The sequence below is a fragment of the uncultured Winogradskyella sp. genome (assembly GCF_937958655.1).
In the GTDB taxonomy this organism is placed as follows: Bacteria; Bacteroidota; Bacteroidia; order Flavobacteriales; family Flavobacteriaceae; genus Winogradskyella.
This window is the reverse complement of sequence record NZ_CALGNH010000018.1, coordinates 1-25426: the sequence shown is the minus strand read 5'-3', so window position 1 is coordinate 25426 and position 25426 is coordinate 1. Positions and strand designations below refer to the sequence as shown.

General features: G+C 34.6%; 30 protein-coding genes and 1 pseudogene. 27 read left to right on the top strand and 4 right to left on the bottom strand.

Annotation, left to right across the window (positions count from 1 at the left end; translation table 11 throughout):
- Positions 1-20: 20 nt before the first annotated feature.
- Positions 21-1853, top strand: a complete 1833-nt coding sequence (locus tag Q0800_RS03850) for a sodium:solute symporter (RefSeq protein WP_299127797.1) — start codon at positions 21-23, stop codon at positions 1851-1853.
- Positions 1846-2826: a Gfo/Idh/MocA family oxidoreductase gene (locus Q0800_RS03845; RefSeq protein ID WP_299127795.1), complete on the top strand. Its 981-nt coding sequence runs from the start codon at positions 1846-1848 to the stop codon at positions 2824-2826. Before Q0800_RS03850 ends, Q0800_RS03845 begins: the two co-directional genes overlap by 8 nt.
- A gap of 61 nt (positions 2827-2887) precedes the next feature.
- Here Q0800_RS03845 and Q0800_RS03840 read toward each other — a convergent pair whose 3' ends face one another.
- Positions 2888-3736 carry a DUF2911 domain-containing protein gene (locus Q0800_RS03840; RefSeq protein WP_299127794.1) on the bottom strand — a complete coding sequence of 283 codons (849 nt, stop codon included), beginning with the start codon at positions 3734-3736 and terminating at the stop codon, positions 2888-2890.
- A 151-nt stretch (positions 3737-3887) separates the two neighbouring features.
- Between Q0800_RS03840 and Q0800_RS03835 the strand changes: the two genes are divergently transcribed.
- From Q0800_RS03835 to Q0800_RS03730, 23 genes and pseudogenes are all read left to right on the top strand, one after another.
- Positions 3888-4214 carry a metalloregulator ArsR/SmtB family transcription factor gene (locus tag Q0800_RS03835; protein WP_299127793.1) on the top strand — a complete coding sequence of 109 codons (327 nt, stop codon included), beginning with the start codon at positions 3888-3890 and terminating at the stop codon, positions 4212-4214.
- 10 nt (positions 4215-4224) lie between these two features.
- Complete coding sequence (locus tag Q0800_RS03830; protein ID WP_299127792.1) at positions 4225-4695, top strand: DUF6428 family protein; 471 nt, start codon at positions 4225-4227, stop codon at positions 4693-4695.
- A 29-nt stretch (positions 4696-4724) separates the two neighbouring features.
- A complete protein-coding gene (locus tag Q0800_RS03825) occupies positions 4725-5339 on the top strand; it encodes a protein-tyrosine-phosphatase (protein ID WP_299127790.1) in 615 nt (204 codons plus the stop codon).
- A 196-nt stretch (positions 5340-5535) separates the two neighbouring features.
- Entirely contained in the window at positions 5536-6204 is a 669-nt protein-coding gene (locus Q0800_RS03820; RefSeq protein ID WP_299127788.1) for an MIP family channel protein, read from the top strand.
- Between the two features lie 89 nt (positions 6205-6293).
- Positions 6294-6950 carry a TetR family transcriptional regulator C-terminal domain-containing protein gene (locus tag Q0800_RS03815; protein ID WP_299127786.1) on the top strand — a complete coding sequence of 219 codons (657 nt, stop codon included), beginning with the start codon at positions 6294-6296 and terminating at the stop codon, positions 6948-6950.
- A 21-nt stretch (positions 6951-6971) separates the two neighbouring features.
- Positions 6972-8282, top strand: coding sequence for a lipopolysaccharide core heptose(II) kinase RfaY (locus Q0800_RS03810; RefSeq protein ID WP_299127785.1), 1311 nt, complete (start codon positions 6972-6974; stop codon positions 8280-8282).
- A gap of 1 nt (position 8283) precedes the next feature.
- Positions 8284-8916 carry a flavin reductase gene (locus Q0800_RS03805; RefSeq protein ID WP_299127784.1) on the top strand — a complete coding sequence of 211 codons (633 nt, stop codon included), beginning with the start codon at positions 8284-8286 and terminating at the stop codon, positions 8914-8916.
- 90 nt (positions 8917-9006) lie between these two features.
- Positions 9007-9672, top strand: a pseudogene (locus Q0800_RS14160) (NAD(P)H-binding protein); the annotation flags it as partial.
- A gap of 237 nt (positions 9673-9909) precedes the next feature.
- A complete protein-coding gene (locus Q0800_RS14155; protein WP_366518829.1) occupies positions 9910-10428 on the top strand; it encodes a DUF2867 domain-containing protein in 519 nt (172 codons plus the stop codon).
- Positions 10429-10553: 125 nt separating this feature from the next.
- The gene (locus Q0800_RS03795; protein ID WP_299127856.1) at positions 10554-10682 is read left to right on the top strand and encodes a DUF2256 domain-containing protein; all 129 of its coding nucleotides are present in this window, start codon (positions 10554-10556) and stop codon (positions 10680-10682) included.
- 33 nt (positions 10683-10715) lie between these two features.
- On the top strand, positions 10716-12029 hold the full coding sequence (locus Q0800_RS03790; RefSeq protein ID WP_299127782.1) for a DASH family cryptochrome: 1314 nt from the start codon (positions 10716-10718) through the stop codon (positions 12027-12029).
- A gap of 113 nt (positions 12030-12142) precedes the next feature.
- The gene (locus Q0800_RS03785; protein WP_299127780.1) at positions 12143-13615 is read left to right on the top strand and encodes a cryptochrome/photolyase family protein; all 1473 of its coding nucleotides are present in this window, start codon (positions 12143-12145) and stop codon (positions 13613-13615) included.
- Positions 13612-15102 carry an FAD-binding domain-containing protein gene (locus tag Q0800_RS03780; protein ID WP_299127777.1) on the top strand — a complete coding sequence of 497 codons (1491 nt, stop codon included), beginning with the start codon at positions 13612-13614 and terminating at the stop codon, positions 15100-15102. Before Q0800_RS03785 ends, Q0800_RS03780 begins: the two co-directional genes overlap by 4 nt.
- Before the next feature lie 223 nt (positions 15103-15325).
- Entirely contained in the window at positions 15326-15757 is a 432-nt protein-coding gene (locus tag Q0800_RS03775; RefSeq protein WP_299127774.1) for a hypothetical protein, read from the top strand.
- The gene (locus tag Q0800_RS03770) at positions 15754-16026 is read left to right on the top strand and encodes a TIGR03643 family protein (RefSeq protein WP_299127772.1); all 273 of its coding nucleotides are present in this window, start codon (positions 15754-15756) and stop codon (positions 16024-16026) included. Before Q0800_RS03775 ends, Q0800_RS03770 begins: the two co-directional genes overlap by 4 nt.
- A 56-nt stretch (positions 16027-16082) precedes the next feature.
- Positions 16083-16769 (top strand): GTP cyclohydrolase I FolE, encoded by a 687-nt coding sequence (folE, locus tag Q0800_RS03765; RefSeq protein ID WP_299127769.1) that lies wholly within the window; start codon positions 16083-16085, stop codon positions 16767-16769.
- Between the two features lie 3 nt (positions 16770-16772).
- Positions 16773-17000: a hypothetical protein gene (locus Q0800_RS03760; RefSeq protein WP_299127766.1), complete on the top strand. Its 228-nt coding sequence runs from the start codon at positions 16773-16775 to the stop codon at positions 16998-17000.
- A 3-nt stretch (positions 17001-17003) separates the two neighbouring features.
- Positions 17004-17690 carry an SDR family oxidoreductase gene (locus Q0800_RS03755; protein WP_299127764.1) on the top strand — a complete coding sequence of 229 codons (687 nt, stop codon included), beginning with the start codon at positions 17004-17006 and terminating at the stop codon, positions 17688-17690.
- Positions 17691-17843: 153 nt separating this feature from the next.
- Positions 17844-18386 carry a glutathione peroxidase gene (locus Q0800_RS03750; protein ID WP_299127761.1) on the top strand — a complete coding sequence of 181 codons (543 nt, stop codon included), beginning with the start codon at positions 17844-17846 and terminating at the stop codon, positions 18384-18386.
- Positions 18387-18388: 2 nt separating this feature from the next.
- A complete protein-coding gene (locus Q0800_RS03745) occupies positions 18389-18556 on the top strand; it encodes a Lacal_2735 family protein (protein WP_299127759.1) in 168 nt (55 codons plus the stop codon).
- A gap of 4 nt (positions 18557-18560) precedes the next feature.
- Positions 18561-19025: a TspO/MBR family protein gene (locus tag Q0800_RS03740; protein WP_299127757.1), complete on the top strand. Its 465-nt coding sequence runs from the start codon at positions 18561-18563 to the stop codon at positions 19023-19025.
- Between the two features lie 32 nt (positions 19026-19057).
- Positions 19058-19519: an SRPBCC family protein gene (locus tag Q0800_RS03735; protein WP_299127755.1), complete on the top strand. Its 462-nt coding sequence runs from the start codon at positions 19058-19060 to the stop codon at positions 19517-19519.
- 143 nt (positions 19520-19662) lie between these two features.
- Positions 19663-20967 carry a deoxyribodipyrimidine photo-lyase gene (locus Q0800_RS03730; RefSeq protein WP_299127753.1) on the top strand — a complete coding sequence of 435 codons (1305 nt, stop codon included), beginning with the start codon at positions 19663-19665 and terminating at the stop codon, positions 20965-20967.
- Positions 20968-21107: 140 nt separating this feature from the next.
- Here Q0800_RS03730 and murA read toward each other — a convergent pair whose 3' ends face one another.
- From murA to Q0800_RS03715, 3 genes are all read right to left on the bottom strand, one after another.
- Positions 21108-22415 carry a UDP-N-acetylglucosamine 1-carboxyvinyltransferase gene (gene murA / locus Q0800_RS03725; protein ID WP_299127752.1) on the bottom strand — a complete coding sequence of 436 codons (1308 nt, stop codon included), beginning with the start codon at positions 22413-22415 and terminating at the stop codon, positions 21108-21110.
- 5 nt (positions 22416-22420) lie between these two features.
- Positions 22421-23065 (bottom strand): DUF4290 domain-containing protein, encoded by a 645-nt coding sequence (locus tag Q0800_RS03720; RefSeq protein ID WP_299127750.1) that lies wholly within the window; start codon positions 23063-23065, stop codon positions 22421-22423.
- Positions 23066-23155: 90 nt separating this feature from the next.
- Entirely contained in the window at positions 23156-23449 is a 294-nt protein-coding gene (locus tag Q0800_RS03715; RefSeq protein WP_299127749.1) for a DUF493 family protein, read from the bottom strand.
- An 89-nt stretch (positions 23450-23538) separates the two neighbouring features.
- Here Q0800_RS03715 and Q0800_RS03710 point away from each other — a divergent pair, with 89 nt between their 5' ends.
- Both Q0800_RS03710 and Q0800_RS03705 read left to right on the top strand, forming a co-directional pair.
- A complete protein-coding gene (locus tag Q0800_RS03710; RefSeq protein WP_299127747.1) occupies positions 23539-24081 on the top strand; it encodes an ATP-binding protein in 543 nt (180 codons plus the stop codon).
- A partial coding sequence (locus Q0800_RS03705) for an ATP-dependent DNA helicase RecQ (RefSeq protein WP_299127746.1) occupies positions 24081-25426 on the top strand: 1346 nt, incomplete at its 3' end. The genes Q0800_RS03710 and Q0800_RS03705, both read left to right, overlap by 1 nt.

The window sequence follows — 25426 nt, the reverse complement described above, 5'->3', positions numbered from 1 at the left end:
AGCATCATTCGCTTAAAACCATGCAACAAACTTTAGATTGGATAGACTGGGTAGTTCTCATTGCCACCTTAGCCATTATTGTAGGCTACGGAACTTGGAAAACAAGAGGTAGTAAAAATGTTCAGGATTATGTAAGAGGCGGAAATACTACCAAATGGTGGACTATCGGATTATCTGTAATGGCAACCCAAGCCAGTGCTATAACCTTTTTATCCACAACAGGTCAAGCATTTTCTGATGGTATGGGCTTTGTTCAATTTTATTTTGGGCTTCCAATTGCTATGGTAATTATTTGTTTGGTGTTTATACCGCTCTATCATCGTCTTAAAGTTTACACCGCTTACGAATTTTTAGAAAATCGATTCGACCTAAAAACAAGAAGCTTAACTGCGATATTGTTTTTAATACAACGTGGATTAGCAGCTGGTATTACCATTTTTGCACCAGCAATTATACTATCTGTAGTCCTCGGCTGGAACATCATTACACTTAACATCATCATAGGCGTGCTTGTAATTATCTATACCGTTTCTGGTGGTACCAAAGCGGTTACCGTAACACAGAAGCAACAAATGTTTGTGATTTTTGCAGGTATGATTGCGGCTTTAATCATTATAATAAACTTAATTCCAGATGCAGTATCATTCACAGAAGCTATAAACATTGCAGGTGCTACAGGCAAAATGGAAGTCTTAGATTTTTCATTTGATTTAGAAAACAGGTACACCGTTTGGACAGGGCTTATTGGTGGAACCTTTTTAATGCTCTCATATTTTGGGACAGACCAAAGCCAAGTACAACGTTACCTTTCTGGTAAATCCATGAGAGAAATGCAAATGGGTTTGCTATTTAATGGTTTATTTAAAGTGCCTATGCAATTCTTTATACTTTTAGTAGGTGTTATGGTATTTGTGTTTTACCAATTTAATCCTTCTCCATTAAACTTTATTGATGCTTCAACACAAACTGTTTTAGCTTCGGAATATGGTAATGAGTACAAAGCACTTCAAGCAAAACAAACCGAACTTTTTAACCAAAAACAACGCTTAAGTTTAGCCTATGCAAAAGATAATGATGCTAATTTAAAGTCGCAATTATTCACTATTGATAGTATTGAAAAAACATACCGATTAGAATCAAAATTTTTAATCAAAAAAGCGGTAGACACGGAATACAAAGAGGAATACAACAAACTTGAAAAAGAAATTGCAGCATTAGAATCTAACACTAAAAGTGAAGCCTATAAAGAAAAATCTGCGGTCTTAACTGCACTCTATAAAGATGCAGCAAAAGACACGCAGACCAACGATAGAGATTATATGTTTATTCGGTTTATTCTTAATCATCTTCCGACGGGTCTAATAGGTTTATTATTAGCGGTTATATTATCTGCTGCCATGTCGTCTACAGCATCAGAAATTAACGCTTTGGCAACCATTACGTCTATTGACTTATATGGTAGAAACCTTAAAGAAGACAAGGGCGAACTGCACATGGTTAATATGACCAAGTGGTTTACGTTCGGTTGGGGAATTATCGCCATTATTATAGCCTGTTTTGCTAACCTTGCCGAAAATTTAATTCAGCTAGTTAACATCATTGGCTCTATCTTTTATGGTAATGTTTTAGGAATTTTTCTATTAGCATTTTTCTTTAAACACGTTAAAGGAAATGCCGTGTTTATAAGTGCTTTAGCTACACAGATCTTAATCATTGCTTTATACGTTTTGGATAGAGAAGATATTATTAATTTACCATACTTATGGTTAAATTTAATTGGCTGTGTTATTGTTATAATTATAGCCAATTTATTGCAATCAATATCGCCTAAGAAAATCAATAATAATGAATAAAAAAGTGATACGTTGGGGAATTATTGGTGCAGGTAAAATCGCTAAGAAATTTGCTGAAGATTTAAACACTGTCTTTGATTCAGAATTATACGCAATAGCATCTCGTAGTCTTAAAAAAGCAGAACATTTCGCTTCAGAGTATAATGCCAACCTGGCTTATGGCAATTACGAAGCATTGACTTTAGACCCTAATATCGATGCTATTTATATAGCAACACCGCACAGTTTCCATAAAACACATACACTACTTTGCTTAGAACAACAAATCCCTGTTTTATGCGAAAAACCTTTTGCTATGAATCATACAGAAGTGCAACAAATGATTGCCTTAGCAAAAGCAAACAATACCCTTTTAATGGAAGCCATGTGGACCGCTTTTTTACCACATTTTCAGTATGTGCTAGACCTTATAAAAAGAAAACACTATGGTAATGTTATCGCTTTAGAAGCTGATTTTGGTTTTCGTCCAAAATATGATGAAACCTCTAGATTGTTCGATAAATCAGTTGGTGGTGGTAGTTTATTAGATATCGGTATTTATCCAATCTTTGCTGCACTCTCTACTTTGGGACAACCCAATTTAATTGAGGCTAAAGCTGATTTTTTTGAGAATGGCGCAGATTCTGAATGCAAAATGACTTTTCACTACAATACCTGTAAAGCTTTTTTAAAAAGCACAATTGTAGCGGAAACAAAAACGGAAGCCATATTTAAGTGCGAAGAAGGCAATATTATAATTAACGGTCGCTTTCATGAAGCGTCTTCGGTTACTTTAATTGACAAGCATGGTAATTCAGAACTAAAAACTTTTGATTACAATACCATAGGCTACAACTACGAAATAGAACATTTTAACCAGCTCATAAGAACCAATAAGAAAGAGAGTGACATTATGACTTTTAACAAAAGTATCGCCCTCATTTCTACACTAGATAAGGTTAGAGAAATTATTGGCCTAGAGTACAAAAACTAAAAAGCGCAACTCAGGGAGTTGCGCCAATCAATCTATTTCTAATATCTAAAGTCTCCAAGACTTACATCGCACCCCATTCTTTTAATGAATCTTTGTTCATTTTTATATAATCTGCATTACCTGCAGCAGTTGCTCCACCTAAAGACTTCTTAGCTGCAGCAATAGCACCTTTTTTATCTCCATTAGCAGCATGGATTAAAGATTGTTGTCTTAAATACCAAAAACGTGGTTGATCTTTAGTCATTTCCACAGCTTTATCTATCCATACTAAGGCTTTATCTAAATCCTTTTTTTCAGATAGGTTATAAACAGCAGCAGAAAAATAATCGTTTGCAGATGGGCCTGCCATTGTTCTTTCAATAGAAGCGCTTACAGCAGCATCCGTAGGTACCTCAAACTTAACGGCAGCATACGTGTTTTCCCAAACAAAACCTATGTGTGCTGAGCTGTTTTTTAATTCGTCAAAACCTATAGTCCATGTTTCAATAGTCATTGGCATATTATACGTTTCTACAGAAACTTTAGCAGCTACTTTAGCGTCATCCCAGTTTTGAGGTGTGCCCCAATTATTGGTATCAGCATAAAATACAACATCCCAAGATTTCTTATTTGGTGATACAAAAATGGCGTAAGAACCAGCCTTAACAGCATTACCATCTATAGTAACATCGTCACTAAATGTTATGACAGTATTTTTATTAGCGCCTGCACGCCACATTTTTCCGTAAGGCACTAAATTGCCAAATATTTTTCGTCCTTTCATACTCGGACGCGAGTATTCTAAAGTGACATCTGTTAAACCTACCTTTTGCTCAATTTTAGTTATAGGGCTTGGTTGTGGTGTTTCAACTTGTGCGTTTACAGCAAACATTGCAATTAATGTAAATGCAAACAATGCTAATTTCTTCATTTTATATAGTATTAAGTGTTTTATGCCGTAAAATTACAACTTAAGCGAAGCCTTATATGTTAAAGAATACTTAAAAGGTACCATATTAAGTTGACTATAAATACTATTATTAATTCTTTTATCGTAATATTGCAATATAATAATACAATCAATGGGATTAACTAAAAGCGAAATCTTTACAGAGCAACAAAACCAAATTGCAAACATTGCAAAAGTATTTGGGCATCCGGCAAGAGTGGCTATTCTACAATACCTTTTTAAAATCAACTCTTGTATTTGCGGTGATTTAGTGGACGAAATAGGCTTGGCACAGCCTACAATTTCTCAGCATCTTAGAGCATTAAAAAACATTGGTTTAATTAAAGGAAACATAGAAGGTACCAGTATTTGTTACTGTATAAATAATGATAACTGGACAACCATGAAATCCATTATTAACGAATTTCTAAATCAAGATATAAATAATAACTGCTGTTAAATAAAAGTATATGAAACTATCCGAAATAAAATCGACATTAAAAACCTTAGAAACCATAGGGTTTCAATTACCAAATGGCGCGCTAGTGCCTGCCCATTTTCATGTCACAGAAGTCGGCAAAATAACAAAAGACTTTATTGATTGTGGCGGAATGGTAAGACACGAGGAAGTCGCCAACTTTCAACTTTGGAAAGCCGATGACTACGACCATAGATTACATCCAGAAAAACTATTAAATATCATTGAGCTATCCGAAAAGGTTTTAAAAATTGAAGATTTAGAAATTGAAGTCGAATACCAAGGGGATACCATAGGAAAATTTGGATTAGATTTTGATGGTATTAATTTTCTTTTAACCACAAAAAAAACTGCCTGTTTAGCATTAGATGCTTGCGGAATTGCAGTATCTAAACCTAAAGTAAAACTATCCGATATTCAAAATCAAACCTCATGTTGTACACCAGAATCTGGTTGTTGCTAAACCCAAACTATAACTATTAAAATACAACCATGCTATATCCTCAAATTAGTTCACAAATTGAATCTTTAGATATCAACACTATAGCGTCAGAACGTAAAGCTATCCTTCAAACTTTAGTAGATTTTATTCAAAATAAAGGTGATAAAAATAAAATTGTCAACCTCAATTTTATCTGTACACACAACTCGCGTCGCAGCCACTTATCGCAGGTTTGGGCGCAAACTATGGCGAGTTATTACAAAATTGAGAATGTATTTTGCTACTCTGGTGGAACGGAGGCTACTGCCCTTTTCCCTTCCTCCGCAGAAGCATTACGTGCTTCAGGATTTAATATCACATCGCTTTCCAACGAAAAAAATCCTGTCTATGTGATTAAATATTCAGATTTAAAGCATCCTGTTATTGGCTTCTCTAAAACTTACGACGCAGATTTTAACCCAACGAAAGAGTTTGCTGCAATTATGACTTGTGATTCTGCCAATGAAGCTTGTCCAATTATTTCCGGTGCAGAAAAACGTATTCCACTAACGTATAAAGACCCAAAAGCCTATGATAATATGCCTTTACAAGCCGAAAAATATTTGGAGAGGAGTCTTCAAATAGCCACAGAATTGAAGTATGTGTTTTCAAAAGTTAATAAATAATTGAGACTGTCTAAAAAGTCAATAAAATTCTAATCTGTCACATTGAGCATTGGTTAAAAGCAAAGTAAACTTTGATTGAAAGCACATTGCGAAGAAGTCGAAATGCTTTGAAAATCAAAATTTTAGATTTCTCTACTACTCTCGAAATGACAAAAAAGGGTACGTTTTAGACAGCCTCGAAATAAATTCAGAATAAATGAAAAAAGAAATTGCTGAATTAATCGGCACTTTTATAATGGTGTTTTGCGGTTGTGGTGCCATGACGGTTAACGAAATTACAGGTGGTAGCATATCTCATGTTGGTGTAGCTATCACTTGGGGACTTATTGTTATGGCCATGATTTACGCGTTTGGTGAAATTTCTGGAGCACACTTTAATCCTGCGGTGACGGTTGCTTTTGCTTTCGCAAAAAAATTCAGTTGGAAAAACGTTCCGCTTTATATCCTTTTTCAGATTGCAGGCGCATTTCTTGCCATTAGTCTTTTATGGGTCTTATTCCCAGAGAGCACTAGTTTTGGACACACCTACCCTGCCGATGGATTTGAACCCTACAAAGCATTTATTTTAGAAGTATTACTCACCTTTTTTTTAATGGTGGTTATAATTAACGTTTCTACAGGAAGTAAAGAAATTGGCACCATGGCAGCTATTGCTGTGGGAGCAATTATACTTTTAGAAGCCATGTTTGCTGGCCCAATGACAAAGGCGTCAATGAATCCGGCTCGCTCATTAGCACCTGCCGTAATTTCTGGTAATCTGCAACACCTTTGGCTCTACTTAATTGCACCATTCTTAGGAGCTATACTAGCAGTAATTAGCTGTAAAATCGTAAAAGACGATAAGTGTTGCGATGAGGGTTGCTAAATATAACTTATAACGTTGATGTTAAATTTTGTTTAACAATTTACTTACATAGTTAAACATTTGTATCTTTACATTATAAATCAGTTATTATGGCAAAGAAAAAATCAGTAACACAAAACGACGTTATTAGCGCATACATGGATTATGTTTTAATGCATAATGAACAACCAAAAACTGTTTATGCATTTGCTAAAAACAATAATATGAAAGAAGAAAAGTTCTATGAATTTTTTACTTCGTTTGAAGTTTTAGAGCAATCCATTTTTAAAATATTTTTTGATAGCGCCCATGCTGTGTTAGAGAAAAGTGATGATTATTTAACTTTTGATGCCCGAAATAAATTATTAAGCTTTTATTTCACCTTTTTCGAAATTCTTACAGCCAACAGAAGCTATGTTATACATACTTTAAACGACCATAAGAAATCCTTAAAGTCATTGAGAACATTATCGCAATTAAAGAGTAGATTCTTTAATTATATTGAGCATCTTAATATACCAACACTAGACTTAAAGCAAGAACAATTAGAAAAAATTCAAAGAAGAAGTCTTAAAGAGTCCGCATGGCTACAATTACTCATTACCCTTAAATTTTGGATTGATGATACCTCTGCATCGTTTGAAAAAACAGATCTTTTTATAGAAAAGTCAGTTAAAGCCAGTTTTGACCTTATAGACACTACACCTTTAAAAAGTTTAATGGATTTAGGTAAGTTTTTGTACAAAGAAAAAATTCACATGAATTAAACTGAAACACCTTCAGAACAAATGAAAACAATTGACAGCATACCAATTACCAAAATATCTCGAGCCTCAAAATTAGTATCTACTGGTGCTAAAGTTGGTGTCAATTATTTAAAATATTATGGTGATAAAATGGTAAATCCTAAAGAGGAAGCCAAAGAACGCCTTAATCAAAATAACGCAGAAGATATATACGATAGCCTTAAAAAACTTAAAGGGAGTGCGCTTAAAGTCGCACAAATGTTAAGTATGGAAAAGAGCATTTTGCCGAAAGCATATGTAGAAAAATTTTCGTTATCACAATTTTCTGTACCACCATTATCACCGCCTTTAGTAATAAAAACTTTTAAAAAATACTTTGGTAAACATCCTAATGAACTTTTTGATACTTTCAACGCAACTTCGGTAAATGCTGCGAGCATTGGTCAAGTACACCTTGCAGATAAAGATGGGAAAAAATTTGCTGTGAAAATCCAATATCCCGGAGTTGCGGAGAGTATCACTTCTGATTTAGCTTTAGTAAAACCTATTGCTATTAAAATGTTTAATATTAAAGGAAAAGATTCTGACAAATACTTTAAAGAAGTTGAAGATAAACTTGTAGAGGAAACCAACTATTTATTAGAAATAGAACAGAGTAAAGCCGTCGTAGAAGCCTGCAAACACATACCCAACCTAAAATTTCCAAACTACTACGAACAATATTCGTCTGAGCGAATTATCACTATGGATTATATGGAGGGTGAACACCTTTCAGAATTTGTAGCGCATAATAAAGACCAAGAGCTTTCTAACAAATTAGGACAGGCCTTATGGGATTTTTACATGTATCAAATTCATAATCTAAAAAAAGTACATGCAGACCCTCATCCTGGTAATTTCTTAGTATCAAAGGATGGTGCGCTTATTGCTTTAGATTTTGGATGTATGAAAGCTATTCCAGAAAATTTCTACAAACCCTATTTTGAGTTGGCAGATAAAAACTGCATTAATGACCCTGTAGCATTTAAGGAAAAAATGTATGAGCTCGAAATTTTACGCAAGGACGATTCCGAGGAAGAAATGACGTTTTTCTCTAACATGTTTCATGAGTTGTTAAGTTTGTTTACACAACCATTTCAAAATGAAATTTTTGATTTCTCAGATGCAGAATTCTTTAATCAAGTTGCAGAAATGGGACAAAAATATTCCAAGAGTACTGAACTGCGAAACATGAATGGTAACCGTGGCTCTAAACATTTTATATATATCAACAGAACATTTTTTGGTCTCTATAATCTTATGTTCGATCTTAAAGCAGAAAATATTAAAATCAACAATTTCACAACCTTGTAAAATGGCAGAATTTAGCTTAGACGACATTAATAAGATGCATCATTTGTATCGCATCAACCTCATAAATAGTTGTAGCGGTTACAAATCTGCCAACCTCATAGGCACAAAAGATGCTTTAGGCAGTAGTAATGTAGCAGTTTTTAGTTCCGTTACGCACTTGGGCTCTAATCCAGGATTATTAGGTTTTTTCTTAAGGCCAACCACGGTAATAAGAAATACCTATGATAATATAAAAACCACAGGAAAATACACACTAAATCACATCCATGAGGGTATTTTAGAAGATGCCCACCATACTTCAGCTAAATACGACGCGTCAATTTCAGAATTTGATGTCACCACTTTAGATGAAGAGTACAAAGATAATTTTATTGCGCCATTTGTTAAAGGTTGCCCTGTACAACTTGCGATGAGCTATGTTGAAGAATACCCAATTAAGGCCAATAACACTATCTTGTTAATAGGAAAAATAGAAAAGCTATACGTTCCTGATGAATTGATAGAAAAGGACGGGTTTATTAATCTTTCTAAAGGAAAAGTAGCCTCTATAAACGGGTTAGATGGTTACGCCATACCAGAGTTAAAACAACGCTTAGAGTACCAGCGCCCAAAAAAAGAAGCAATAAAACAATAATTATAGCATCTGTCACATCGAGCGTAGTCGAGATGTTATAAATATCATTATGTTTCTCAACTACACTCAAAATGGCAGTCTTTCGGATTTATGAAAATACTCATCACAGGCACAACTGGCTACATCGCCAAACGACTAGCACTTCAACTCGTTGAAGCTGAGCACCAATTGGTATGCTGCGTACGAGATATGAATCGTATTCCAGATGAGATTGAAGAACATCCCAATTGTACTTTTATTAAAATGGACTTTTTAAGTCCAGAACCCAATAAAATTCCAAAAAATATTGATGCGGCTTACTACCTCATTCATTCCATGGCAACAAACTCTAAAGATTTTGAAAGTTTAGAACGCCAGTGTGCTCAAAACTTTAAAAACCTTGTTGAAGCTACTAATTGTAAGCACGTTATCTACCTAAGTGGTATTGTTAATGATGACTCATTATCTAAACACTTAAAATCGCGCTTACAGGTAGAAGAAACACTAAAATCTAACAGCTATGGTTTAACCACATTTAGGGCAGGAATCATCGTAGGCAGTGGCAGTGCTTCCTTTGAAATCATAAGAGATATTGTAGAAAAACTGCCTGTAATGATAACGCCAAAATGGTTGAATACCAAAACGCAACCTATAGGCATAAGAGATGTACTCACTTATCTTTCTGGCGCCTTAACTAAAGAGAAACTATACAATAACTCGTATGACATTTTTGGCCCAGAAATTTTAACCTACAAAGAAATGTTATTGCAGTTTGCCGAAGTGCGCGGGCTTAAAAGATACATATACACCTTACCTCTATTATCTCCTAAGTTATCATCCTACTGGTTGTATTTTGTTACATCAACGTCGTTTCAGTTAGCGCAAGCTTTGGTTGATAGTATGAAGGTTGAAGTCATCGGAAAATCAAGCAATATCAACGACCATATTGCTATTACGCCAATGACTTATAGAACAGCGGTAGAATTAGCTTTTCAGAAAATACAGCAAAACTCGGTGGTATCTAGTTGGAAGGATGCGGTAAGTAGCGGAGTTTTTAAAGACCAGCTGTCTAAGCATATAGAATTACCTCAATATGGTTGTTTTAAGGATGTACGGTCCAGAAAAATAAAGGACGAAAAATTCACCATAAATCAAATTTGGGGCATTGGTGGTCGCAATGGTTGGTATAGCTTTAACGGCTTATGGAAGATAAGAGGTTATGTAGATAAACTGTTTGGTGGTGTAGGATTACGAAGAGGACGCACACACGACACCTATTTAGAACCAGGTGACCCATTAGATTTTTGGCGTGTACTATTAGCCGATAAAAAAGAAAAACGATTATTACTTTTTGCAGAAATGAAACTACCTGGCGAAGCTTGGCTAGAATTTAAAATTGTAAAAGACCGATTATACCAACGTGCAGTTTTTAGACCTAAAGGGGTTTTGGGACGCCTGTATTGGTATATGGTACTGCCATTTCATGCCTTTGTGTTTAAAGGGATGATTAATGCACTAGTGGAACCGAAATGAAATCTAACATAACGAAAAAACACTCCTAAAGTCCCCTAAAAGGGACGCTGGTACCAACTTGCGTTTTGAGGGTTGTCCCCTTGAGGGAACTTTAGGGGTGAAAAAGATAAAGAATGCCAACAGGAATAAAAAAACGACATCTACCAACTAAAGTTTGCCCTGTATGCGAGCGTCCTTTCAGCTGGCGCAAAAAATGGGAAAAGAATTGGAAAGATGTAAAATATTGTAGCGAACGCTGTAAAAGAACTAAATAGAATAAATAACTAAAAGGTCTAAAATCAAAACTGATGAAAACAAATTTAGTCTGGTTTAGAAATGATTTAAGAACACGGGATAATTTGGTCTTAAACCAAGCGTGTTCAAATGGTACAAAAACCATTGCGGTGTATTGTTTTGACCCAAGACATTTTAAAGCTGATACGTTTGGTTTTAAAAAGACCGAGAAGTATCGTGCTAAATTTTTAATTGAAACGGTTATAGATTTAAAACAGCAGCTTAATCAACTAAACATTGATTTATTGGTATTTAATGACTTACCCGAAAACATCATCCCAAAGCTTTATACAGACTATAGAATCACAGACATATACCTACAAAAGGAATGGACGCAAGAAGAAGTTAATACTGAACTTGAGGTTAAAAAAGCTCTGGTAGCTAAAGTATTCGAAGCCACCAATGTTCAATTCCATTCATTTTACAACCAATTTTTATTTCATCCTGAGGATATCAACTTTGAGGTTTCAAAAACACCACAAGTTTTTACAGCATTTAGAAAGAAGCTTGAAAAATATGTATCTATTCGTGAAGAAATTAGCATAGAAAAACAATCTCAAAATAATAAAATTGAAAATCATACGGACATACCGTCTCTTTCAGATTTAGGTTTTGATACTTTTGAAACACATCCACATTCGGCATTCCCTTATAGAGGTGGCGAAACCGAAGCTTTACATCGCATGGATAATTATTTCTTCAACACTAAAAAATTGGGGTTTTATAAAAAAACCCGTAATGGATTAGTTGGCGTAGACTATAGTTCTAAATTTTCACCCTGGTTGGCAAATGGTAGTATTTCTGCACGAACTATCTATTGGAACGTAAAGCAATTTGAAAAAGAACATTTCAAAAATCAATCAACATATTGGCTCATATTTGAGCTCATTTGGCGAGACTACTTTAAATATATTTCACTAAAACACGGTAACGAAATTTTTAAGCTAGAGGGTATTCTTCAAAAAGATTACGACTGGTCCACAAATGAAAATCACATACAAAAATGGATTAACGGAGAAACACACTCTGATTTTGTAAATGCCAATATGATAGAACTTAAAGAAACCGGTTGGATGAGTAATAGAGGTCGGCAAAATGTAGCATCCTACTTTGCTAAAGAATTAGAGCTAGACTGGCGCATTGGTGCAGCTCATTTTGAGTCTTTATTAATAGACTATGACGTGCATAGTAACTATGGCAATTGGATGTATGTTGCCGGTGTAGGTAATGACCCAAGAGACCGAAAGTTTAACGTACAACTGCAGGCAGAACGGTATGACACTAACGGAAAGTTTAGAAAGCTTTGGTTACAGCCAAGTTTGTTTTAAGAACACCCTTAAAGTCCCCTCAAGGGGACATTCTATAAAACAAACATTGAAATTATTGTCCCCTTGAGGGGACTTTAGGGGTGTAAAAGAGAAAAAACAACCTAAACAAAAAAGTGAAAGAAGCAGCATTAATATTCCCACACCAACTCTTTAAGAATTCACCAATTCTTAACTTAGACTGTGATATCTATCTGGTTGAAGAATTTTTATTTTTCAAACATTATAAATTCCATAAACAGAAAATTTTATTCCACAGAGCAACGCTCAAATGTTACGAAGACTATTTAAAATCTAAAGGGAAAACGATTCATTATATAGAAGCCATTTCAGACCACTCCGATGTAAGAGAATTAATTCCACATTTAATTGACAAAGGACTAGAGACGTTTCACATCATAGACCCAACCGATAATTGGTTGCAAAAACATATTAATTCAGTATCTAATACCATTGAGCTAAAGTCGTATGAAAGTCCTTTGTTTATTAATACCAAGGACGAACTGAGCACATTTTTTAAACCGAATAAAAAGAAATTTTTTCAAACCTCGTTTTACAAACAGCAACGCAAAGACAGAAATTTATTGATGGTTAATGGCGAGCCACATGGTGGGAAACTGACTTACGACTCAGACAACAGAAAAAAATACCCAAAAGCTAAAACACCACCATATTTACAGTTTCCAGATAAATCAAAATATCATACAGAAGCGGAAGCTTACGTCAACAAAAACTTTAATAATAATTATGGAGAATTAAATGATTTAATTAATTATCCCATTTCTCCTAAAGCCGCAGAACAATGGTTAACCCAATTCTTAGAACAGCGTTTTCATGAATTTGGCCCTTATGAAGATGCAATAGTTAAAGAGGAACATTTTCTTAACCACAGCTTACTATCCCCTTTAATTAATGTGGGTTTGTTAGACCCAATGGATGTTATTAACAAAGCCATTACGTATGCAAAAGCCAATGATGTACCACTTAATTCTTTAGAGGGTTTTGTACGTCAGATATTGGGTTGGCGCGAGTTTATAAGAGGTGTTTACGAAGTAAAAGGTACCGAAGAACGCATTAAAAATTTCTGGAATTTTAGTAGAAAAATCCCTAAATCCTTTTACAACGGTACTACAGGTATAAAACCAATTGACGATGTCATAAAAAAGGTAAACAAAACAGCCTATGCACACCACATTGAGCGCTTAATGATACTTGGTAATTTTATGGTGCTTTGCGAGTTTGACCCAGATGAAGTCTACCAATGGTTTATGGAACTCTTTATCGATGCTTATGATTGGGTAATGGTGCCTAATGTCTACGGCATGAGCTTATTTGCAGATGGCGGATTAATGTCTACCAAACCCTACATAAGTAGCAGCAATTATATTATGAAAATGAGCAATTATAGCAAAGGAGATTGGCAAGCCACTTGGGATGGATTGTTTTGGACCTTTATGGATAAGCATCGCAATTTTTTCGCTAGCAATCCTCGCTTAGGCATGCTACTTGGTAATTTGGATAAAATGAAAAAAGAAACTTTAGAAAATCACTTTAATAACGCAGAACAATTCTTAGAGACACTAAAATGATAGATAGAGAACGTATTAATGTTGTTTGGTTAAAGAGGGACTTAAGGTTAGTGGATAACGAGGCTATTGCCAATGCCCTTAGGTCTAAAAGACGTACGCTTTTACTTTATGTTTTTGAACCCATATTATTAAACAACGACCATTATAGTGAAAGGCATTTCAATTTTATAAAAGAATCTATTAGCGATATTAATTCCAAACTAACAACTTATAATTCAAAAGTACTTTCGGTAACTTGCGATATACAGAGTGCGTTTAATCTCATACAAGAATTCTACAGAGTAAATACCATCTATTCTCATGTTGAAACAGGCTTGTTAGTTACCTATAATAGAGATAAAGAATTTACACGCTATTGCAGGAACAACCTAATTGAATGGAAAGAAAGCAAAAACAACGGTGTTGAGCGTGGTTTAGTTAACAGAGACAACTGGTTTGAAAATTGGGAAGCCTACATGCATCAAGACTTAGAAGTTTTTCAACCAAAAGCAGGTCAATTATTAAATACCGAAGAAATTTTAACATTAGAAAAAGTATTAACGGTAACTGATTTAGACACACCGCTAACTACAAAATTTCAAAAAGGTGGAAGCGCTACAGCTTGGAAATATGCCAATTCATTTTTTGAGAGTCGTTACAGCGACTACATGTTCAACATTTCAAAACCAGAGGCATCACGGACAAGTTGCAGTAGGCTTTCGCCTTATATTGCATGGGGAAATATCTCCATTAGGCAAGTGTTTCAAAAAGGCCAAGAATTAAAAACAAAAACCAAGGACAAACAACACATTGGTGCTTTTCTTTGTAGATTACGATGGCAAGCTCATTTTATTCAAAAGTTTGAAATGGAACACACCATGGAAAATAGCAGTGTTAACAAAGGCTATTATAAGCTCAAAAAAAGTATTTCCGAAAAGTACCAAACAGTCTGGAAACAAGGACAAACCGGTTTTCCATTAGTAGATGCCAGCATGCGTTGCTTAATAGAGACAGGCTACATAAATTTTAGGATGCGTGCTATGTTAGTGTCATTTTTTACCCACATACTTTGGCAACCTTGGCAAGCAGCCACAACGCACCTATCGCAACAGTTTTTGGATTTTGAACCTGGTATTCATTTTCCACAATTACAAATGCAAGCTGGAGAAACAGGTATTAATAATCTAAGAATATACAACCCAACTGTTAATAGCTTAAAGCACGATGCCGATGCAGTCTTTATAAGAAAATGGGTCCCAGAATTAGCAGATTTACAAACTCCTTTTGTACATGAGCCTTATTTAATGACGGACATGGAACAGACATTCTACAACTTTAAACTCGGTGAGCATTATCCGTATCCTATAGTAGATATCAAAGTAAATCGAAAACGTGCCAGTGATATTCTTTGGAACATGAAAAAAGACCCAGAGGTCTTAAGTGAAAGTTTTAGAATCCTAAAACGACACACTATAAGTGACAGAAATCGTATGCTTAGAAATGAATAATACGCTAATAACATTAAGTCATTGTTGAAAATTAGATAAACACACAGCAATTCATCTTACAAATTTTAGATAAAAGTTTAAGTTTCAAAAAACTTGAAAACACAGTTGTTGGTGCTGGTTCAAGTCAAAATCTTACTATAATTTTCTTACATTCTTAATTCTGTGTTAATTTTTGTTTAACCTTAATCGCATAAGATTAAACATTTTGTATATTTACTTTGTAATGATATTAAATACAACACATAATAACCCTGAACACAGTAAAATAATAGACAACCTTATAGGTCATCCTTTTACTTTGGTACAGAAATTGAAAATGAAGGGTGTAGGGTCTAAACGTATGATTATTGATGACGTTAGTCCTAATATGCAGAGTATGATGAATAAAGTATCTGATATCAATTACGCTAACATAGAATTAAGACCAAAAGGAATCTTAGTAATGATAAACCAAGGCTTAAAAAATTTCACTTGGATTATACCTTACTACCAATTAGTGCTTTATAAAGTCAATGGCTCTAGCATCCATGCACAAGGTCGATTTGTTCACTTTAAAAACAATAAAACATTTAAAGAAAATAAAAAGTTTTTTGACAAGCTATTAGACAAAAAAGTAAAGTATGATGCGCAATTTTCCATGCCCCAAAGTATATGAATTTAAGCACTAGAGATATAGACCGCATAATTGAAATGGCTTGGGAAGATAGAACACCCTTTGAAGCTATTACATTTCAATTTGGCTTAAAGGAACAAGAGGTTATTGATGTAATGCGTCGCGAAATGAAGCCAAGTAGCTTTAGAATGTGGAGAGAACGTGTACAAGGCAGAGCAACAAAACATAAGAAATTAAGAACATTTGAAGAAGGCAGATTTAAATGTTCAAGACAACGAACAATAACAAACAACTCTATAACAAAACGTTAACACGTGCTTTGATTTAGATACAGATTATTTAAAAACAGCACATTAAAAAGATTTTTATGAACACAACTACTACTAAGAATGGACACCAAATGAATGGATTTTCGATTGAAGATATCGGAGACGATCATCTATTTACGAGTCTTGAAACACCAATGAAGCCCACTGCTTTTGACATGTGCAATGACGAAAAAAAGCAACGTATCTCAATTTTATTTTCAGAGATAATGGATGTCTTAGGCTTAGATTTAACTGACGATTCCCTTAAAGGAACACCAGACCGTGTTGCTAAAATGTATGTAGAAGAGATATTTTCTGGCTTAGACCCACTGAATAAGCCAAAAATAGCGCTTTTCGATAATAAATATCAATACAATCAAATGCTAGTAGAAAAGGATATTACATTCTATTCTAACTGCGAGCATCATTTTGTACCAATTATTGGTAAAGCGCATATTGCCTACAAATCGTCTGGTAAAGTTATTGGCTTATCTAAGCTTAATAGAATAGTGCAATACTACGCTAAACGTCCTCAAGTACAAGAGCGCTTAACACAGCAGATTGCAAATGAATTAAAAACAGCTTTAAACACCGAAGATGTTGCCGTTATTATAGATGCCAAACATCTCTGCGTATCGTCTAGAGGTGTAAAAGATGACACATCGGCTACAGTAACGACCTATTATGGTGGAATATTCGACACACCAGAAAAAATTGTTGAATTGCAAAATTATTTAAACAATTAAGCTATGGATATCTTAAAAAGAGCAAACGAATTTGAGACGAGAAAGCATTCGTTTAAAACTACAAGCGACAGAATTTTAGCAGCAAGAGAAGCTAAAGAAATTATTCTAGGCGTTAATGAAATTTACAAAAAGAAAAAAGACGCCAAATTAATGGATTTAATGAAGCGTTTAACTTTAATTAAACAAAAAATAGAGAAGCGTCTTAAGGGACGTCCTCTTACAGCAGCATAACAGATGAGTAGATTAATAGTAATTGGAGGAAGCAAAGGTATTGGCAATGCAATTGTCACATCTTTGCTCTCTTCTTATGACGAAGTTGTTAATATAAGCAGAACAGCACCAGAGGAATCGTACAGTAATTTAAAACATTATAAGTGTGATGTTACTAATGATGAATTACCAGATATTGATAGTGCAGATGGTCTTGTCTATTGCCCAGGAAGCATTAACCTTAAACCCATTAGCAGACTAAGTATTGATGATTTTAAAAACGACTTTGAAATTAATGTGCTCGGCGCAGTAAAAGCTGTTCAAAAGTATCTACCGGCATTAAAAAATGGCCATTATCCGTCAATTGTTCTTTTTAGTACAGTTGCGGCAAAATTAGGAATGCCGTTTCATGCTAGTGTAGCTGCATCAAAATCGGCTGTTGAGGGACTTGCAAAGTCTTTGGGTGCAGAATTAGCACCAACGATTCGTGTTAACGCCATTGCACCTACCGTCACAGACACAGATTTAGCTTCAAAATTATTACGTAATGAGAGGATGATAGAAAACATGAATGAGCGTCATCCACTTAAAAAATATTTACAACCACAAGAAGTAGCTGATATGGCAGGATTTTTACTGTCGGAAAAGGCAGCATCACTGTCGGGTCAGGTTTTTGAGATGGATTGCGGTATCGTAAGTTTTAAAATATAGATAATTGTTTTTAGGAAAATTATTGGAAGTAATACACCCCTAAAGTCCCCTCAAGGGGACAATCCTTTAAATAAACATTGATACATTTGTCCCCTTGAGGGGACTTTAGGGGTGTGATTTATTAAAGAAATAATTAAAATACTATATTTAGTAATGAATCCACTAAAAGCTTTTGTCGGTACATTAACCGCCACAGATAAAAATGAAGTCCAAAAGGCTACGAAACCAATCTACGACATTAAAATTAATAGTCTTACTGGCCAGCCAATTGATTTATCAGAATATAAGGGGAAGTATATCCTTTTTGTTAATGTAGCGTCTAAATGTGGGTTTACACCACAATATAGAGAGTTACAACAACTGCATGAAACCTACAAGGAGCAACTTGTGGTTATTGGTGTACCTTGTAATCAATTTGGCAGTCAAGAGCCTGGGACTGCGGATGAAATTAATAGTTTCTGTGAGGTTAACTTTGGTGTGTCTTTCTTAATTACAGAAAAGATTAACGTTAAAGGTAGTGCGCAGCATCCACTATACGAATGGCTTACAAAAAAAGCTATTAACGGGAAACAAAACTCTTCCGTTAAGTGGAATTTTCAAAAGTATTTAATTGATAAAGATGGCGAATTTTTAGATTACTTCTACTCTATCACTAAACCCATGAATTCTAGAATTACAAACCACTTAGACCATTAAAAATGTTCGGATTATTCAAAAAAACATCTGAGGCAGACAAGCTTCAAAAAAAATACGAAAAGCTAATGGCAGATTGGCATAAACTCTCTACCACAAATAGAGCTGAGAGCGATAAAAAATATGCCGAAGCACAAAACATTCTTGAACAAATAGAAAAGCTAAAATCATAGCACATTGAAAAAATTCTACTATTTCATTTTTTTCTTAATGGTTAATTTTGGAGGCTTAGCTTTAGGTAATTTCTTTATGGGTGATGCCGTAACTGGCGAGTGGTATACTAATCTTAATAAAGCACCTTGGACACCACCTGGTTGGGTTTTTGGATTTGCATGGACGCTTATAATGCTATGTTTCTCATGGTATTTAGCTGAGCTTTTTGTGTTGAGAAAATCTGTTAATTTGTGGCTCGTTTACGCTTTTCAGGTAGCGCTTAATATAAGCTGGAATTGGTTTTTCTTCAACCAACACCATACTAAAGTAGGCCTACTGGTTTTAGTTTTATTATTATTAGTTATCATTTACTTTTTTATAACCTTTCGAAGCGACCGATTAAAATATGCCAAATACTTACTGTTACCCTATATTATTTGGTTGTGTATTGCAACGTCTCTAAATGGATACATTGTATTAAACAACTAAAACCAAAGGTAGTTAGTTACCTAATTTATAACATGAAAATATACACCCTACATAAAAAACAGAATCTTCCTATTTCAATAGATGAAGCTTGGGATTTTTTATCGAGCCCTAAAAATTTAAAGACTATTACACCAAATTATATGGGTTTTCATATTCTTTCTGGTGCCGATAGACCAATGTATCCTGGGCAAATTATTCAGTATATTGTAACGCCAGTTTTAGGCATTAAGACTAAATGGGTTACAGAAATTACACATGTAAGAGATAAGGAATATTTTGTAGACGAGCAACGTTTTGGACCCTACGCACTTTGGCATCACAAGCATTTTATAAAAGCTATTGATGGTGGTGTAGAAATGGAAGATATTATAGATTACAAAGTCCCACTGGGCATTTTTGGGCAAATGGTACACCCAATATTAGTAAAACCAAAATTGGAAGAGATTTTTGAGTATCGCACCAAGAAGTTAGAAGAATTGTTTGGGACGTATTGATTCTTTGCCATTGCTGCGAAGGCAGTACTAAACCAATCCGTCATAGTGAGTTGTGAGGCACGAACAGCGTGGCTATCGCTTTAATAGTAAATAAAAAGAGATTGCCGCAGTCATTCTTCCTCGCAATGACAAAATAAAATAAAATGTCAAAAAAAGTAAACATATTCTGGTTTCGGAGAGATTTAAGACTAGACGACAATGTTGGTTTTTACCAAGCACTAAAAGACGAACATCCTGTCTTACCAATATTTATCTTTGATTCCGACATATTGGATAAACTACCAAAAGACGATGCACGTGTTACATTTATACACGAGACGCTTCAAACCATGCGACAAACATTACAACACGACTATGGTAGTAGCATTGCTATGTTTCATGGTAAACCCTTAGACATCTACAAACAAATCATAAAAGATTATAACGTTACAACAGTCTATACTAACCACGATTACGAGCCATATGCAAAAGAGCGTGATGAAGCTATAAAAGCTTTTCTTAATAAAAACAATATTGAATTTAAAACCTACAAAGACCAAGTAATTTTTGAAAAAAGTGAGGTTGTAAAAAACGATGGGGATCCTTATGTAGTGTACACGCCTTATATGCGTAAATGGAAAGAAAAATTCAAAACCATTGACCTAGAAATTTTCTATACCAATTCGTATTTAGATAACTTAATAGAACATTCTAGACTACCAAACCTTAGTCTGTCTGATATTGGTTTTGAAAAATCGAGTCAAGAAATTACAACATATACCGTAACACCAACACTCATTCAAGAGTACGAAGCAACTAGAAATTTTCCTAGTAAAGACGCAACATCGCGTTTAGGCCCTCACCTACGTTTTGGCACTGTTAGTGTTAGAAAAATGATGAAAAAGGCCATTGCAGAAAAGAATGAAATTTTTTGGCAAGAGCTTATTTGGCGCGAATTTTTTATGCAAATCCTATGGCATTTTCCACACACCAAGGATAAAGCCTTTAAATCTAAATACGACCGTATTGCATGGCGAAATAATGAAGACGAATTTAAACGCTGGTGCGAGGGTAAAACAGGTTACCCACTTGTTGATGCAGGCATGAGAGAACTCAACGAAACAGGATTTATGCACAATCGTGTACGGATGCTGGTTGGAAGCTTTTTATGTAAGCACCTATTGATTGATTGGCGCTGGGGCGAAGCCTATTTTGCAGAAAAACTGCATGATTATGAAATGGCAAGCAATGTTGGCAATTGGCAATGGGTTGCAGGTAGTGGTGTAGATGCTGCACCTTACTTTAGAATTTTTAATCCTACTTCGCAGATTCAAAAGTTTGACAAAGAGCATACGTACATTAAAAAGTGGGTTCCAGATTATCAAGAACTCACTTATCCTCAACCTATGGTAGATCACAAGGCCGCAAGAGAACGTTGTTTAGCAACTTACAAATCTGCCTTAAATTAATAGCTTTGTTTTTGTAGTAAAACCATCATTCAAAAATTTAAAATCTCTGTATTAGTCTATAGAGTTTTTGTATTAAAAAAAAAGCTTCAAAATTAATTTTGAAGCTTTTTTAAATTCATGAAATATAATTACTAATAACTTTATACACGCTCTATTTTAGCGCCTATGGCTCTTAGTCTTTCATCTATATTTTCGTAGCCTCTATCAATCTGTTCAATATTATGAATGGTAGATGTGCCCTTAGCAGATAATGCAGCAATTAATAAGGAAACACCTGCTCTAATATCTGGTGAGGTCATTGTTGTTGCTTTTAAGGTAGATTTAAAATCGTGACCTATTACTGTTGCTCTATGAGGATCGCATAGTATTATTTTTGCGCCCATATCTATAAGCTTATCTACAAAGAATAAACGGCTCTCAAACATTTTTTGATGTACTACAGCACTACCTCTAGCTTGCGTTAACACTGTTAATACTATACTGAGTAAATCTGGCGTAAAACCTGGCCAAGGCGCATCTGCAATGGTTAAAATAGAGCCATCGATATAATTCTGAATTTCATAACCCTCTTTGTGAGCTGGGATAAAAATATCGTCTCCTTGTCGCTCCACTGTAATTCCAATTTTTCTAAACACACTTGGTATAACACCAAGGTCATCCCAACTAACATTAGTTATGGTTAATTCACTTTTGGTCATTGCTGCTAGGCCAATCCAGCTACCAATTTCAATCATATCGGGTAGCATTCTATGGTTTGTACCACCTAGCTTGTTAACCCCTTCAATAGTTAGTAAATTAGAGCCAACACCAGAGATTTTTGCACCCATTCGATTTAGCATTTTACACAATTGCTGTAAGTAGGGTTCGCAAGCTGCGTTGTATATCGTCGTTGTTCCTTCGGCTAAAACTGCAGCCATAACAATATTAGCGGTACCTGTAACAGAAGCTTCATCTAAGAGCATGTAAGCCCCTTTGAGTTTTTCAGCTTCTACGCCATAGAATAAATCTTCTTTATTATATCTAAATTTAGCACCTAGGTTTATAAAGCCTTCAAAATGGGTGTCTAAACGTCTACGTCCAATTTTGTCGCCACCAGGTTTTGGGATATACCCTTTGCCAAAGCGTCCAAGTAACGGCCCTACAATCATAATAGAACCTCTTAGTCCTTTTCCGTCTTCTTTAAATTCTGCAGATTCTAAATACTTAAGATTTACGTCATCTGCTTTAAAGGTATATGAGCCTTTCCCTAATTTATTAATCTTTACGCCTAACTTTTTGAGCAGGGCTATAAGTTTATTAACATCAATAATATCTGGTATATTATCAATTGTAATCTCTTCTGCAGTTAATAAAACTGCACATAGTATTTGTAAAGCTTCGTTTTTTGCACCTTGAGGTTGAATTTTTCCTTTAAGCTGGTGCCCTCCTTCTATTTTAAATGTTCCCATACGTTTTAGTAACGTTTTCTGTTATTGGAATATTTCTTTTTGGGTTTCTTTGAGTTATTTTTATTGCTATACTTAGATTTTGCACGCATTAAACTGCTGGAATCGCTTAAATCTTCTTCGCTGTCTTTTAAGTCTATTTTACCGTTAGAAAGCTCAAACAAATGGTCAAAAATGACAGCATCTTCAACGGTATCTTTATTCCAATTGAGATAGCATTTTTTCATATGATTAGCAATGGTATAGGTCAATGCTTCTTTCATTTCACCATCTTCCCACGTACATGCCACATCAATCATTGTTTTAATATTGTTACCGTAAAAACGGTATTTCGGAAAATTCTGTGGATATTCTAGCGGTTCTGGTCTAGAGGTTAATTCTTCCTTTGAAGGTTTATCGAAAGGGGAATCTGCGTCTAATTGAAAATCGGACATTATAAAAAGCTGATCCCAAAGTTTATGCTGAAAATCTGCAACATCACGTAAGTGAGGCTGTAAATTTCCCATTACGGAAATAATGGCTTTGGCTAATTTATTTCGTTCTTCCTTTGTTTCGCGCATTTTAGCATGATTAATCATTTTTTGTAAATGACGGCCATACTCTGGTATAATTAAATGCTCGCGTTCTGTGTTGTATTCTAAATTGTCAATCAAAATTGTAAATTGTGTAGTAAATAAATGTAAAACCCGAAGTCTCTAGGTTTTGCTGCAAAGTACAAAAAATTAAGCAGCCTAAAAGAAATTTTAAAGAGAAATTACTCCCTCAACCTTTTCTGCCACCTCTTTATATTTGGCAATGACTTCTTCAGGATTTTTCATTCTAACATTTATAGATACACTTGTGTACTTTCCGTTTTTAGATGCTTTAGTATTTATTACAGCTCCTAAGTCGTTAAACAAGGCTTCTATAGCTTTAATTCCTGTTCCTTTAGAAATCACTATAAACTTATACAGATACTCTGCAGGCCAAAGTGCGGTATCATATAATTGCGCCTTTAATTTTTCGTAAAATTCGTCACTTTTCTTAGAACTATCCATGTCAAAATTTTTCAATTGCAAAGATACATTTAACTTTACATTTTAATCTCTATTTTTAATCACATATTTTAGTGAAAAATATTGCCGATTTGAATTCGAAAAAAGTAGTCATTACTGGTGGTCCTGGCACCGGAAAAACCACAATCATTAATCATTTAAAAGCACTTGGTTTATTATGTTATGATGAAATTTCTAGGCAAATAACGCTTAAGGCTCGTAAAGATGGTATAGACCAATTATTTCTTACTAAGCCCTTACTATTTAGTAAAAAACTTTTAGAAGGAAGAATTCGGCAATTTAAAGCAGCTACAGATGAATCAGAACCTGTAGTTTTTTTAGATAGAGGTATCCCAGATGTTTTGGCTTACATGGATTATATTGGAGATACATACCCAAAAGATTTTACAAAAGCCTGTAATGATTATAGCTATGATTATGTGTTTGTGCTTGCGCCATGGCAAGACATATTTACTAGTGATAATGAACGTTATGAAAATTTTGAACAAGCCATAGACATCCATGAGCATTTATTACAAACCTACACGAGGTTTGGTTATAAATTAATCGATGTGCCTTTTGGCTCAGTTGAACACCGCACTCATTTCATTTTAAAAACACTAAATATTCAGTAATGCATCCAATTAAAGTCTTAGAGCGTTACTGGAAGCATACCGCATTTAGGCCGCTACAAGAAGAGATTATAAACTCTGTTTTAAACAATGAAGACACCTTTGCCTTATTACCTACAGGTGGTGGCAAGTCTATTTGTTTTCAAATCCCTGCATTACTAAAAGAGGGCATTTGTATTGTAGTGTCGCCTTTAATTGCCTTAATGAAGGACCAGGTTAACACCTTAAAACAAAAAGACATAAAAGCCATAGCCTTAAGTTCTGGTATGTCTTACAGTGATTTAGACACACAGTTAGACAATTGCGTTTATGGCAACTACAAATTCTTGTACCTCTCGCCAGAACGCCTACAACAATCTATTGTAAAAGAACGCATACAACAAATGAAAGTTAACCTTATTGCTATTGATGAAGCGCATTGTATTAGCCAATGGGGAAATGATTTTAGACCAGCCTACAAAACTATTACTGCGCTAAGACAACTCCATCCTCATGTTAATTGTATTGCGCTTACAGCTACTGCTAAGGATAATGTGGTTAAAGATATTATTGAAAATTTAGATTTTGTAGCACCAAAGCTATTTAAGGCATCTTTTGAAAGACCAAATATTTCTTACCAGGTCTTACATACAGACGATAAATTATTTCAATTAGAACAGGTTCTTAAAGTTAAATCTGGTCCCTCTATTATATACGTTAGAAATAGACGAGCAACACAAGACATACATAGTTATTTAGAATCTAAAGGCTTTTCTTCTACTTACTACCATGGTGGTATTACCAATAAAGAAAAGCAAAAGCGCTTACAACAATGGCTGCATGAACAAAAGCAAATTATGGTAGCTACTACAGCCTTTGGGATGGGAATTGACAAACCTAATGTAAAAACCGTTATTCATTATAATTTACCAGAAAGTTTAGAAAGCTACTACCAAGAAGCTGGTAGAGCTGGGCGAGACGGACAGTTAGCCTATGCTATAATTTTAAAACAGCATATTGACGAAGATCATCTACGCAACCAATTTTTAAGCTCATTAGCATCGGTAAATTATGTGAAAAAAGTTTACGTAAAGCTGTGTAATTATTTTCAAATCGCCTATGGTGAAGGTGAGGATAGTACGCATCAATTGGATTTTAAAACATTTTGTAATACCTATAAATTAAAGCCAAGTATTACCTATAATGCACTAACTATTTTAGATAGAAATTCTATTATTTCGCTTACACAACAGTTTAATTTTAGAACCAAGATTCAGTTTTTAACCTCTAATGCTGTTTTATTTGGCTATTTAGAAAACAATTTAAAGCTCAATACCTTAGTAAAAGTACTACTTAGAACTTATGGTGG